This is a genomic window from Gardnerella sp. DNF00497B, from assembly GCF_049262725.1.
In the GTDB taxonomy this organism is placed as follows: Bacteria; Actinomycetota; Actinomycetes; order Actinomycetales; family Bifidobacteriaceae; genus Bifidobacterium; species Bifidobacterium leopoldii.
In genome coordinates this window covers 556,748-569,009 of record NZ_CP058400.1, presented here as the reverse complement: position 1 = coordinate 569,009, position 12,262 = coordinate 556,748, and the positions used below count along the sequence as shown (strand labels likewise).

Sequence of the window (12,262 nt, the reverse complement as noted above, 5' to 3'; positions counted from 1 at the left end):
CAGCTAAGAAATAAACCTTGCTTATTATGCCACAAAGCGTCAACTTAATATATTTAGAGATTATTTTTCAACAAATTCAACAGTTTTGAAACAAATTCAGCAACGTCATCTTTATCTGCACTTTTTGTTAAAACAGACACTCCGATCCTATTCTTGCCCTTCTTAAGAATCAAGAAATAGTTATAAACATTCTTAATTCCTTGACCACGATGAGCCATAACCTCTATGCCGTCTGGAACGTTCACGCCATCAGCAGAAATATCGTAACCCGTCGCATTGGCAATAGTCGAATTTTGCATAGCTTTTGAAAGCATCATCGCAGCATCATGAGAAGAAGTAAGATTTTCGTGACCATCGTTCGATGCATCAACATCACCATATTTGCGAGTAAAAGATGTATTTGCATAGCCATTATCTGACAGCCATTGATCTAATCCGTCTATGCCACCTTGATCATCTAAAAGCTCATTAGCGGAGTCATTACTCATTGCCTTAATAACATCTTCACACTTATCTTCATAATCATGCTGTGGATTATCCTTAGTATAAAGAACAACAGGGAAATAAAAACCTACAGCAGGGAATGTTTTACGAGAATTAGAAGACTCATACAATATGCCCTTCTTGCCAGAAATCGCTACAGATACGCTATTATTTGAAGCAAAATTGCTTACTAATTTATTGATTTTTTTGGTATTGAGCTTTTCACTCGCGCCAATAGCGTTATCCTTATCGCTGCTAGTATCACTATCTTCATCGTCTGAATCTAAATCATCATTGGTTAGAACATGCTGCTTAGATTTATTATTCTTTGATTTTGATGATTGTAATTCAGTTTTATTATTTGATTGAGCTGTTCGCGCACTATTTACATACCACCATGCACCAGCACCTATAACCAAAACACAAGCAATAATAGCGGTTATTAAAGTAATAATTACTTTCTTCTTGCGCTTATCATCCTCTGAATGAGAATAATTAGCCGGAGCTTCGCCTTGTACGTAAGGTGAATTATTCATAGAAGGCTGTTCACTCGAAGAACCCATAATAGGAGAACCTAAAACGTTTAGATTATCCGATAAAGCTTCCTGCGCAGGAAATACAGTAGTAGGCGCTTCGTTAGTAGGCAATTCGTATTGTTGACTTTGGATTGACGGCTCGACTGTTGACGTAACTTCTAAAAGCGCTCCGCAAGTATTGCAAAACTTGCTATTATCATCATTTTTATTACCACATTGCGTGCAGAACATATTCTTCCTTTAAACAAATGCATCTATTGCAACGCATTATTTTACAACCCGCTTACAATAAATCACTTATCAAAAATCATACTTCATTAAAACTGAAAAAACTTATATACTACTTTTATGAAACTTCTTGGCAATATTGTGTGGCTGATATTCGGCGGTCTTTTCATTGCTGCAAGCTGGTTATTTATAAGTTTCCTCCTTTGCATAACCGTTATTGGCATACCATTCGGTATTCAAGCATTCAAAATGGCAAAGCTCACGCTCACGCCATTTGGAAAACATGTTATTTACCAAGGCGGCACTAGCACAATTTGGAACATACTATGGATTGTATTTTTCATTGGGCCAATGCTTGCATTAGGCTATATCGTTTCAGGATTCATTTGCTGCTGCACAATTGTTGGCATCCCATTTGGCATACAATCTTTCAAAATGGCAAAACTTGCGTTGTGGCCGTTTGGTTCCGAAATTGTAGAGGATAATTACGCACCATACGTACGCAAGTAATCTGCAGCACGCGAAGCTAATTCCTCATCCATAACTGGCTTACCGTCAGCATTAACTAAGCGCTTTGCTGCAGCGAAAATTTCGCGCACGTTTGCAATTGGCAAAACTGGGAAGCCAAACTCCTGCTCTACTGCTTTTACTGCAGAAAGCTCGCTGTCTTTCGTGCGTTCCATTCTGTCTACTGCCAAAATCAAGCCAACAACTTGCACATTTGCTTCCGCTTTAAGCTTTGGCAAAGTTTCGCGAACTGCAGTTCCAGCAGTCATCACGTCGTCAACTAACAGAACTTTCATGCCGTCTTTTAACGGTTTTCCAACCATAATTCCGCCGTCGCCATGATCCTTTCGCTCTTTGCGATCGAAAGTAAAACCAACAGGCATATTGTGATTATTCGTCAAAGCCATTGCCGTAGAAACTGCCAACGGAATACCCTTATAAGCAGGGCCGAAAACAGTGTCGATATCTTGCGGAAGTTTGCCATCTTCGATTGCTGCAACAACGCGCTCAGCGTAGTATGCGCCTAGATTTGCGATTTTCATGCCGTCGTCAAAAGCACCAGCGTTAATAAAATAAGGTGATTGACGACCAGATTTCAGCGTAAAGTCACCAAATTTAAGCGCACCTGAATCAAGCAAAAACTTTGTAAAACGTTCGTCTAATTCTGCCATAATTAGCTCTCTTTCTTAAAATGATTTTAAATACTTTCTAAATACTTTTTAAATACTTTTTAAATACTTAATTTCAGCGCCAAGTTTTGCCTTCAGCGAGTAAAGACGCAAGCTTTGGACGAGAATCAAGCAAATCGTCAAGCTCGCGAGCAATGCGAATAGGAGCAGTAGGATCCACCAAAGCAGCAGCACCAACTTCTACAGCATTCGCGCCAGCATACAAGTATTCCAAAGCTTTTTCGCCAGAATCAATGCCGCCAATGCCAATAATTGGAATATCTGGCATAGCTTGACGCACTCGCCACACAAACCCAAGTCCAATCGGGAAAATAGCAGGACCGGAAACACCGCCCGTGCGATTCGCAATAATAGGCTCGCCTGTTCGAATATCAATTCGCAAACCAACTAGCGTGTTAATCATGCTTAAAGCATCCGCTCCAGCATCAACTGCAGCTTTGCAAATCGAAACGATATCCGTCACATTTGGCGTCATTTTTACAATCATTGGCTTGCTTGTCATTGCGCGAAGACGCTTAATTAAGCGGTGCAATGCAACCGGATCAGTGCCAACGCTCATTCCGCCGTGAGTCACGTTTGGGCAGCTTACGTTAATTTCAAGCATGTCGGCTGCAGAATCTGCAAGCTTTTCAACAACTTGCGCATAATCGTCGTCACTGTGCCCTGCAACATTAGTAATAACAAGCGCTCCCATGGATTTTAGTTTCGGCAACTCGTCTACTAAATAATGGTCGACACCAGGATTTTGCAATCCAACTGCGTTTACCATTCCAGAAGGAGATTCTGCAGTGCGCGGAGAAGGATTTCCTTCCCACGGAACAGGAGAAACACCTTTTGTACAAATTGCGCCGAGTTGGCTTACGTCGTAAAAGCGTCGGCAAGCTGCAAGCTGGAAAGTTCCAGAAGCAGTTCCAACCATGTTTTTCCACTTAACGCCTGCGACTTGAGTTGGGTGCTTCCAAACGTGGCTAGTGTCAAAACCAAAAGTTTCAGCGGAATTTGTTACGGAATTTGCGTTATTTACAGAATTATTTTCGGCATTATTTACAGCACTCATATTTTTTACTCCCAACCCAAACGATTCGCATCAAAAACAGGACCATCGTTGCAAACTTTCAGCCTGCCTTCCAAAGTGTCAACAACGCAAGCAACGCAAGTTCCGTATCCGCATCCCATACGCGCTTCTAAACTGAGCTGACACTCAATATTTCTTTCATGTGCCCAGTGAGCTACAGCTTTCATCATAGGCAAAGGTCCGCAAGACAAAATAACAGTTGGCAAATCGTCGTCGAAATCAAAATGCTTAACTTTTTCAAGTTCGTCAAGAAGTGTAATAACAGTTCCTTCAGCATTTGTAATACTGTGTACGTCTGAAATATATTCTTTCGTTAAATCATCTGCAAAACGTTTGTTACGGTAGCCAAGCACTGCCGTTACGCTAGAATCTTCACGCTTTGAAAGCGCTTGAGCAGCACACAAAATAGGTGGCACTCCCAAGCCGCCACTTACCAACACATAATGTGCAGGTTTGGAAATATTAAAGCCAAGTCCCAAAGGTCCAAGAGCGTCAATGCTATCTCCTGGTTTAAGCTCAGCAAACTTAGCAGTGCCTTTGCCAATCACAGCAAAAATCAAAGTAAAAGTATCGCCTTCTACGCTTGCAACTCCAAAAGGACGCGGAAGCATAGCAGTTGGATCAGGGGAATACAAGTTCACAAATTGCGCAGGAGCAGCTTTTTTAGCAATCTCAGAATCTCGCAAAGTTAAACGGTACACGCCTTCGTCTAGCTTCTCATTATTGAGTACTTCTACAGCTCTGCGCCCCCAAAGGCGCGAATATTTTGCATTATTGCTTTCGTCTGCAGAACTTGAGCCGGAAGAATCAAAAGCGTCTTCACGTAACGTAATTATGGCGTTTCCAGAGGCTTTTCGCGTTGGAATAAACATGCCATCACTCATGTGGTTTCCCCTACCCTTGTATGTGTTTTGTACCGTTGCGTTTTATTTTTAATTTTAATTATATTTTTAGTTATATTTATTTTAGTTATACATTCTAGCGATACACTGCATTTCGCAAGTCGTCACGCATATTTTTCGCAGCAACAGCTGCAGAATCACGCACAATATCAAGAATGTCATCGAAAGACATATGACCTTGATTTTTAGCGTAATCTTCAGACTTTTTCCAAGCACCAATAATACCGCGCGAAGAATTTACAATAGCGCCTTCAGAATTTGCATCAAACATTCCTGCAACATCTTGAGCTGTACCGCCTTGAGCGCCATAGCCTGGAACAAGGAAGAAAGTGTGCGGCATAATCTCGCGCAAATGCTTGCCCTCCTGCGGATGCGTGGCACCTACAACTGCGCCAACTCTTGAATAACCGTGCTTGCCAATGCTTGAAGCACCCCAGTTCTCAATCAAATCAGCCATATGCTCATACACTGGCTTGCCATCTTGCAAAATAAGCTCCTGTAGCTCCTTGCTAGAAGGATTCGAAGTGCGAAGCAGCACAAAAATGCTTTTATCGTGCGCTAATGCTTCATCGATAAAAGGCTTCACTCCATCCGAACCCATATAAGGGTTTACTGTAAGCGAATCTTCATGCCAAACGTCAAGATTTTTAGAGCTTTTTAGAAGATTTTTAAGAGATTGTGGCAGTGCGTTATCAGTCGCATTTTCGTCTTCAAAATATGCAGAAAGATTAGCGAAGCCGCTTAAATGAGCCGCATACTGACCAGCTGTAGAGCCAATATCTCCGCGCTTTGCGTCACCTATTACAACTAATCCTTGCGATTTTGCGTATTCGCAGGTCATTGCGTAAGTATCGATACCTGCAGGACCAAGCGCCTCGTACATAGCGATTTGCGGCTTTACTGCCGGCACAATATCCGAAACCGCGTCAATAATCGCACGATTAAACTCAAAATAAGCTGTAGCTAAAAGCGTTGGCAGCGCATCCTCGCCTTCTACTTCTTGCAAAACTTCGTCCGCAAGAGAGCTAATAATTTCGGCAGGAACAATTCCAGGCTTAGGATCCAAGCCCACTACGCTAGGATTTTGCTTGGTTGCAATCGCTTCAATAAGTTCGTCCATAATTTACTACCATTCCAAATTTATATTTAATCAATCACATTCTCGAGAAAGCAATTTCTGAACCAATAATCGTCGCAACAGGCCTGCCCGTAAGTTGCCATCCATCAAAAGGAGTGTTTCGAGCTTTTGAATGGAACGAATTTGCGTCAACCGCCCAATTTTCGCGCATATTAATCAGCACTAAATCAACGTTTTCAGGGTGCTCAGTAATACTTAAACGCAGCGTTCGCTTGTTTGCGCATCGCGAAGAAACGTTAAGCAAAGCCGCAATATCAGTAGGTCTTCTGCTCATCAATTGCATTGGATTTACTGCCATTAATTCGATTAAATGCTTATCGTCCGTATATCCTGCATCAACCAAAACTTTGCGGCACACGCCATACGCGCACTCAAGTCCAATAATTCCGTTAGGAGTGCTTGCAAAATCTCCTGACTTTTCTTCCGCAGTGTGAGGCGCGTGATCCGTTGCAATCATGTCAACTGTGCCATCCGCAATAGCAGCGAGCGTTGCTTGCCTGTCCGCTTTTGAACGAAGAGGAGGATTCATCTTAGCCATAGCACCATATCGCAAAACATCCTCATCACACAAAGCTAGATAGTGAGGCGCAGTTTCGCACGTAATCGGCAAACCCTCTTTCTTTGCCTTACGAATAGCTTCAAACGCAGCAGCAGTGCTCACATGCTGGAAATGCACATGTACGCCAGTTTTGCGGGAAGCATCAATATCTCGCTGAACAATTGCAAGCTCAGTAGAAGCTGGAATTCCACCAACACCAAGCATTTTTGCGATCGGACCCTCGTTCACAGCTCCCGTATCATGATGCTCACAATGCTCCACGAATGGCAAACCAGTTTGTTTTGCCATAGCTAACACATCTCGCAAAATCGGTTCAGGCACTGCAGCACCGTCGTCGCTTATAGCAGTAATCGGGTGCTTTTTCATAGGAGAAGTTTTTTCGTCATCGTCGATTCCAGCAACATACTTTTTCCAAAGCTCAATATTGCTTGGTTTTAAGCCTTTACGCCCCAATGATGCGCACACGCTCAAATCGTAGCGAACTGGCAATTTTACGCCGTAAATGCAACCATAGCGCTGCAAATAGTCAACTACATTATCTACATCAAATGGAGCATCTTCCCAAGGCTCGCCGTCAAGAGCTGGAACAGTATTTGGCATAATCAAAACTTGCGTATAACCGCCAGCCGCAGCAGCCTCACTGCCGGTCATCATTGTTTCTTTTGCTGTTTGACCTGGATCTCTAAAATGCACATGCGGATCTGCAAAACCAGGAGCAACAACCCAATCGCTTGCGTCAATGTCGCCAGTAACGCGCGCATTCTGCTCTATAAGGGCATCCTGACGAACGCCATCAACAATAAGATCAATACGTTCGCCAGTATCCCACACAGAGATATTGCGCAAAGTTAAGGTGCCTGATTCGTTCATTTCACTCCTGGTTTTGCGTAATTTTTACAGTTATATAATAATATTATTAAATTTTTTATTTAGTTTCTGCTTCTTCGTCGCAATACATGCAACGATACTCGTGACTGTCAGAATCAGCTTTGTAGAACTTGCGTTTAAGAGTTAGTTCGCTGTTTGTTATGCAACGAGGATTCGGGCAAGTAAGATCTTCAGGCGCATTCACGTCTGTTACGTGCACGCGAGGATCCGTTAATGAAATTCCGTGTGCGTCAACTGCTTGCAATTCGTCTTCTGGCACGTTTACAAAATCAGTTGGTTCGTAGCCGCAAAGCTCGTCTCCAAGAACGGAACTTTCCAAAGCCATACGCATAAGCATACCGTTTTTAACCTGCTCAAAATATGCTGCGCGAGGATCGTCATCAACATCAACAGAAATCTCGTTAATTCGAGGAAGCGGATGCAGCACAGGCATATGCGACTTTGCTTTTTGCAATTTTTCTTCAGTCAAAATGTACGTGTCACGAAGTCGCAAGTATTGCTCGCGATCCGTAAAACGCTCTTCTTGCACGCGAGTCATGTAAAGCACGTCAAGCTTGCCAATAACTTCCATCAAGTCGCGAGTTTCTTCGTAAGTGCACGAAGGAGTGTCATTAATGCGGTCGATTACGTACTGCGGAGTTTTAAGCTCATCCGGGCTAATCAGCACAAAATGAACGTTTCCAAAGCGGCACAAAGTTTCAATAAGCGAGTGAACTGTGCGTCCATAAGTTAAGTCGCCGCACAAACCGACAGTGAGATTATTAAGGCGACCAAAACGCGCGAGAATAGTTGCCAAGTCTGCAAGAGTTTGAGTTGGGTGCATGTGGCCGCCGTCACCTGCGTTAATAATAGGCGTGCTCACAGCTTGCGTAGCAACGAAAGCAGCACCCTCCTTTGGGTGACGCATTGCAACAACATCAACATAATTAGACACGACTTTCAAAGTATCGTTTACAGTTTCACCCTTGCTTGCGCTGGAAAGTTGCGCACCTGCAAAACCGATTACCTTTCCGCCTAAACGCAGCATTGCTGTTTCGAAGCTTAAGCGAGTGCGCGTGCTCGGCTCATAAAAAAGAGTGGCCAACACTCTGCCATCGCAAGTGTGAGCCACTTCTTTACGGTGCGAATCAATGTATCGCGCTTTGTCTAAGAGCATTCGTATTTGCGCAGTTGAAATATCGTCTAATGTAACAACACTTTTGCCAGCTAGAGAATTTGCAATTGTGCTGCGAGAAAAAGTTTGATGCAAAGAACTAGAAATTGCGTTCGTCATAATAAGTACCGCTCACCTTCCGTCAATTGGCAAGACGGTCGCAACCACACGCGACCTACGCAATTTTACTGATTAGCGTTGACGAATCTATATACGGAGTGGCGTAGAATTATAACTTATAATGCAACATTTAATAAGTACTTAATCCAATAAATCTATTTGTTCCAATACAGTTTGTTGATTACGTCTACCATAAGTAACCTTCAAAATATAAACTGTATTTTCTTCTAAAACAACTCTGTAATAAACAAGAAAATTCTTTACAACTATACGACGCATGCCAAGTGAATTCCAAGGCTCATACTTGACTGCAGGCGCAAACTGAGGAAAAAGAGACAGTCTTTCAATACTAGATTTAATAAGATTAATAATTCTTACGGAAGTTTTCTTAGAGATATTAGATGCAATATAGTCTCTTATATTTTTTAAATCATTTTCTGCATCTTGAGTAACAAGAATATTAAAAGAACTCATTACAAGCCCTTTTCTAACTCAGCAAAAACATCCGCATATGGGCGCGCTAAACCAGAAACTGACTGCTTATAACTATGCATAAGTTTTGCAGCAAAATCAGTAGATAATAATTCGTCATTTTCTTCTAAATTTTCACTACTGACTGCTTGTTTTATAGGTGCAGAAGCATCAGCATAAAAAACTGAAGAATTAGCTCTTTCTTTTACATCATTACTTATTACTGCATTTTTCATTAAAATCACCTCCCGTCCTGTAATTATATCCTAAAGAAGAGAATGCAACAATAAATGTGAAGCGACTAAAGATTGAGAAATTAGCGAGCGTAGAAAAGACGAGACATGATTTCGCGGCACTGACGCATAGTTGCTAAAAGATCGTTTTCAAAAACGCGACCCTGGTTCGGCTCATAGCCAAGGTAAGTTGCTATTCCGCCCAAAGAATACGAGTCAGTTGGAATAATATCTGCGCGAGCCATTGATCCAGACCACAAGAAGTTTGCGTTGCGCACTGCAGAACACATATGCCAGCAGCGGCTTAAAACTTCAGCATCCTCGTCGCTTATAAAATGCTCAGATTGCAATGCTTTCAACGCTTGCATAGTTCCAACTACTTGTAAAGATTCATACTTTGAAGCATATTGCAATTGCATCAATTGCACAGTCCACTCAACATCGCTTAAACCGCCGCGACCAAGCTTCAAATGCCTGTCCCTACTAACTCCTCGAGGTAAACGCTCCGCTTCCATGCGAGCTTTAAGCTTACGAATTTCAGCAAGCTGAGATTCACTAAGAGGATTTGCAGCGTAACGCAATTCGTTTACAACTCCGTTAAGCAAAGCATCCGCCAACTCCTTAGAACCTGCAGCAAAACGCGCTCGCAACAACGCTTGATGCTCCCAAGTGCTAGCCCATTGACGATAATACTTTTCGCAAGATTCTAGCGAACGAACAAGCGGACCGTCTTTTCCTTCCGGACGCAAATCCAAATCGACCATGATTTTTGGTTCAAGCGTAAGAGGACCTTGCAAAATATTACGCAAAATATCTACAGTTTTTTGCGCAAAGCGGTGAGCTGCGTTTAAATCGCAATCTTCACCAACCGGCTTGTAAATTACCATAATATCTGCATCAGAACAGAAGTTTACTTCTCTACCACCGTAGCGACCTAAAGCAATAATAGCAATTTCAGCTTGAGGAGCATTCAAATTCATGACTGACACAGCTTCACGCATAGACCATTGCAAAGTCGCATCTAAAATAGCATCAAACACATCACTCATTGCAAGCATAGAAGTATCGTCATCAATTAGACCACACATCCAAGCTAAAGCTACTCGCTCAATTTCCTGCCGGCGAAGAGCGCGCAAAGACTGCGCAAAATCCGCAATATTACTTGCATAACGCGCAACCATTGCACTAGTTTGCATGTCAAGACTTGCCCTATCGCGCGCAGATAACGCTTCGTCGTCACCAAGCCAAGTAATAGACTGCATAGACTGCATCATAGCGTCGCCAAGATAGCGCGAATCCGCCAAAACGTGGCAAAGACGCTGAGCTGCGGAAGGAGAATCACGCAAAAAACCAAGATACGTGTTCTTTCCGCCAAAACGCTCAGCAAGACGCCGCCACGCAAGCAAACCCATATCTGGATTCTGCCCGTCGCCAAGCCACTTCAACACTGCCGGAAGCAAAATTCTATGAATTTTAGCAGCCCTAGAAAGCCCCTCTGTAAGCGCTTCAACATGCAACTGTGCTGCGCGAGCATCCGCAAAACCAATAGAAGCAAAACGCGCGCGAGCAGCCTCCGGCGAAAGCACAATAGGATCCGCATCCGTTTGAGCGTTAATAGGAAGCATCGGACGGTAGTAAATATCCTTATGCAAGTGCCGAATTTCACGACGAGCTTTATCAAAACGCGCAACTAACTCTTCCGGACGAAGCCGCACAGCACGAGCAAGTCGGCAAATCTGCTCATTGTTGTTAAGCTGCTCTGTAGAAATTGTGCGCGCGCGATCCAAGCCGCCGTTTCCTTGCGCACCCAAATCTGGGAACAAATGCGTGCGATGCATACTCCACATTTGCTGACGATGCTCAAGAACACGCTCAAAACGGTAGTGTTCTGCCAATAGCGCCGCCTGAGACCTAGAGACGTAGCCACCTTGAGCCAACGCTTGCAAAGCGGAAATAGTATCCCTTACTCGAAGCGACTCATCCTCACTTCCGTGCACAAGCTGCAGCATTTGCACAGTAAACTCAACATCGCGCAAGCCGCCTTTACCAAGTTTCATATCCAAATCGCGTTGAGAAGCCGGAATAAGCGACTCCACACGCTGACGCATATGCTGGCAGTCAGCTACAAAATGCTCACGACCAGAAGCCTTCCAAATAAACGGCTCTACCATATCGCGATAAGCCTTTCCAAGATCCGCATCCCCTGCTGCAGGGCGCGACTTCAAAAGCGCCTGAAACTCCCAGCTACTCGCCCACTTTTCATAATATTCTCTATGAGAATCAAGCCTACGAACAAGAGGACCATCCTTACCTTCCGGGCGAAGCGCAGTATCAATCTGCCAAAGCGGAGGCTCCACAGAGCCCATAACCACCGACTGGCATACTTTTTGCAAAACCATTGCCATAGAAACACCAACGCGCAAAGCAGCATCCTGGTTCTGCTTGTTGCTTAAATCCGCAGGTTCCACAACATAAATCAAATCAATATCGGAAACGTAGTTAATTTCTTGCGCTCCAAGCTTGCCCATAGCAATAATCGCAAATCTGCATGCGGAAGAACCAGTAACCTGTCCTCGCGAAATAGACAACGCTGCCTCTAAAACAGCATCGGCAGCGTCGGAAAGCTTACGACTAATATCTGGCTGCACTTCAACAGGGTCAGCGCTCGCTAAATCAGCCGCCATAATTGCAGCAACATGCTCACGGTAGCGCGCACGAAGCGCAGAAACTGCTTGTGCAAAGCCGAGTGATGTTAAGTAAATTGTGTTAGAATCGCTGCTTTCAGAAGAAACAACTGTTGCAGTGTAAGCTTGTATTGCTTCGAGTAAGTCTTTTACGCGTTCTTCCCTAGTCATTGCAAAAAGATGATTCGGGTCGTTTGCTGCAGCTTTTACAAGATTAGGTCTTGTGCGCATAAGCATTGCCAACGCGTTAGACGCACCTAATACTTGCATTAGGCTTGTTAATGAGTCAGATACTTGCGAATTTGAAGTTGAAATATTATTTATTATTTCGGGGTATGCTTCACTTAAATCTTGCAATGAAAGCAATGCAGAATCTGGATCTTCAACTGTAAGCGCGCTTCTTAGTAGTGTTTCAAACGATATTTTATTGCAGTTTTTGCGTATTGCCATCATTGCGCAACGTGCAGCATCCGGGCGAGCAAAGCCCGCTTTAATAAGGCTTCTTGAGGTGAGTGCGGAAGAGTTTGTGTTGCTTTCGTTGCAGTTGGTTTCAGTAGTTGTACTATCTGTTCTGTTCGCACTTTCCATACCGCAAC

At 43.5% G+C, this 12,262-nt stretch carries 11 protein-coding genes; 1 reads left to right on the top strand and 10 read right to left on the bottom strand.

Annotated elements, in window-relative coordinates:
• Nucleotides 1-53: 53 nt before the first annotated feature.
• Complete coding sequence (locus HXT26_RS01990) at nucleotides 54-1,250, bottom strand: zinc-ribbon domain-containing protein (protein WP_004106400.1); 1,197 nt, start codon at nucleotides 1,248-1,250, stop codon at nucleotides 54-56.
• Between the two features lie 117 nt (nucleotides 1,251-1,367).
• Here HXT26_RS01990 and HXT26_RS01985 point away from each other — a divergent pair, with 117 nt between their 5' ends.
• Nucleotides 1,368-1,757, top strand: coding sequence for a YccF domain-containing protein (locus HXT26_RS01985; RefSeq protein WP_004106402.1), 390 nt, complete (start codon nucleotides 1,368-1,370; stop codon nucleotides 1,755-1,757).
• On the opposite strand, the gene pyrE is transcribed toward HXT26_RS01985, so the two are convergent.
• From pyrE to HXT26_RS01940, 9 genes are all read right to left on the bottom strand, one after another.
• Nucleotides 1,733-2,425, bottom strand: coding sequence for an orotate phosphoribosyltransferase (pyrE, locus tag HXT26_RS01980; RefSeq protein WP_004106403.1), 693 nt, complete (start codon nucleotides 2,423-2,425; stop codon nucleotides 1,733-1,735). The genes HXT26_RS01985 and pyrE overlap by 25 nt on opposite strands.
• 73 nt (nucleotides 2,426-2,498) lie before the next feature.
• Entirely contained in the window at nucleotides 2,499-3,500 is a 1,002-nt protein-coding gene (locus HXT26_RS01975) for a dihydroorotate dehydrogenase (protein WP_004119039.1), read from the bottom strand.
• Nucleotides 3,501-3,505: 5 nt separating this feature from the next.
• Nucleotides 3,506-4,402 (bottom strand): dihydroorotate dehydrogenase electron transfer subunit, encoded by an 897-nt coding sequence (locus tag HXT26_RS01970; RefSeq protein WP_004106407.1) that lies wholly within the window; start codon nucleotides 4,400-4,402, stop codon nucleotides 3,506-3,508.
• A 94-nt stretch (nucleotides 4,403-4,496) separates the two neighbouring features.
• Nucleotides 4,497-5,540 (bottom strand): orotidine-5'-phosphate decarboxylase, encoded by a 1,044-nt coding sequence (pyrF, locus tag HXT26_RS01965; RefSeq protein ID WP_116442757.1) that lies wholly within the window; start codon nucleotides 5,538-5,540, stop codon nucleotides 4,497-4,499.
• Nucleotides 5,541-5,574: 34 nt separating this feature from the next.
• Nucleotides 5,575-6,987, bottom strand: coding sequence for a dihydroorotase (locus HXT26_RS01960; RefSeq protein ID WP_410295828.1), 1,413 nt, complete (start codon nucleotides 6,985-6,987; stop codon nucleotides 5,575-5,577).
• A 55-nt stretch (nucleotides 6,988-7,042) separates the two neighbouring features.
• Nucleotides 7,043-8,278: an aspartate carbamoyltransferase gene (gene pyrB, locus HXT26_RS01955; RefSeq protein WP_004106414.1), complete on the bottom strand. Its 1,236-nt coding sequence runs from the start codon at nucleotides 8,276-8,278 to the stop codon at nucleotides 7,043-7,045.
• A gap of 141 nt (nucleotides 8,279-8,419) precedes the next feature.
• Nucleotides 8,420-8,752, bottom strand: coding sequence for a type II toxin-antitoxin system RelE/ParE family toxin (locus HXT26_RS01950; protein ID WP_308583203.1), 333 nt, complete (start codon nucleotides 8,750-8,752; stop codon nucleotides 8,420-8,422).
• Nucleotides 8,752-8,985, bottom strand: coding sequence for a hypothetical protein (locus HXT26_RS01945; RefSeq protein ID WP_117009003.1), 234 nt, complete (start codon nucleotides 8,983-8,985; stop codon nucleotides 8,752-8,754). The genes HXT26_RS01950 and HXT26_RS01945 overlap by 1 nt, the downstream gene beginning before the upstream one ends.
• A gap of 80 nt (nucleotides 8,986-9,065) precedes the next feature.
• Nucleotides 9,066-12,254 (bottom strand): bifunctional [glutamine synthetase] adenylyltransferase/[glutamine synthetase]-adenylyl-L-tyrosine phosphorylase, encoded by a 3,189-nt coding sequence (locus HXT26_RS01940; RefSeq protein ID WP_422112055.1) that lies wholly within the window; start codon nucleotides 12,252-12,254, stop codon nucleotides 9,066-9,068.
• Between the last annotated feature and the right edge of the window lie 8 nt (nucleotides 12,255-12,262).

Excerpts from the sequence above, each read along its gene's own strand:
- HXT26_RS01990 (WP_004106400.1), bottom strand. The coding sequence starts at position 1,250 with ATGTTCTGCACGCAATGTGGTAATAAAAATGATGATAATAGCAAGTTT.
- HXT26_RS01985 (WP_004106402.1), top strand. The coding sequence starts at position 1,368 with ATGAAACTTCTTGGCAATATTGTGTGGCTGATATTCGGCGGTCTTTTC.
- pyrE (WP_004106403.1), bottom strand. The coding sequence starts at position 2,425 with ATGGCAGAATTAGACGAACGTTTTACAAAGTTTTTGCTTGATTCAGGT.
- HXT26_RS01975 (WP_004119039.1), bottom strand. The coding sequence starts at position 3,500 with ATGAGTGCTGTAAATAATGCCGAAAATAATTCTGTAAATAACGCAAAT.
- HXT26_RS01970 (WP_004106407.1), bottom strand. The coding sequence starts at position 4,402 with ATGAGTGATGGCATGTTTATTCCAACGCGAAAAGCCTCTGGAAACGCC.
- pyrF (WP_116442757.1), bottom strand. The coding sequence starts at position 5,540 with ATGGACGAACTTATTGAAGCGATTGCAACCAAGCAAAATCCTAGCGTA.
- HXT26_RS01960 (WP_410295828.1), bottom strand. The coding sequence starts at position 6,987 with ATGAACGAATCAGGCACCTTAACTTTGCGCAATATCTCTGTGTGGGAT.
- pyrB (WP_004106414.1), bottom strand. The coding sequence starts at position 8,278 with ATGACGAACGCAATTTCTAGTTCTTTGCATCAAACTTTTTCTCGCAGC.
- HXT26_RS01950 (WP_308583203.1), bottom strand. The coding sequence starts at position 8,752 with ATGAGTTCTTTTAATATTCTTGTTACTCAAGATGCAGAAAATGATTTA.
- HXT26_RS01945 (WP_117009003.1), bottom strand. The coding sequence starts at position 8,985 with ATGAAAAATGCAGTAATAAGTAATGATGTAAAAGAAAGAGCTAATTCT.
- HXT26_RS01940 (WP_422112055.1), bottom strand. The coding sequence starts at position 12,254 with ATGGAAAGTGCGAACAGAACAGATAGTACAACTACTGAAACCAACTGC.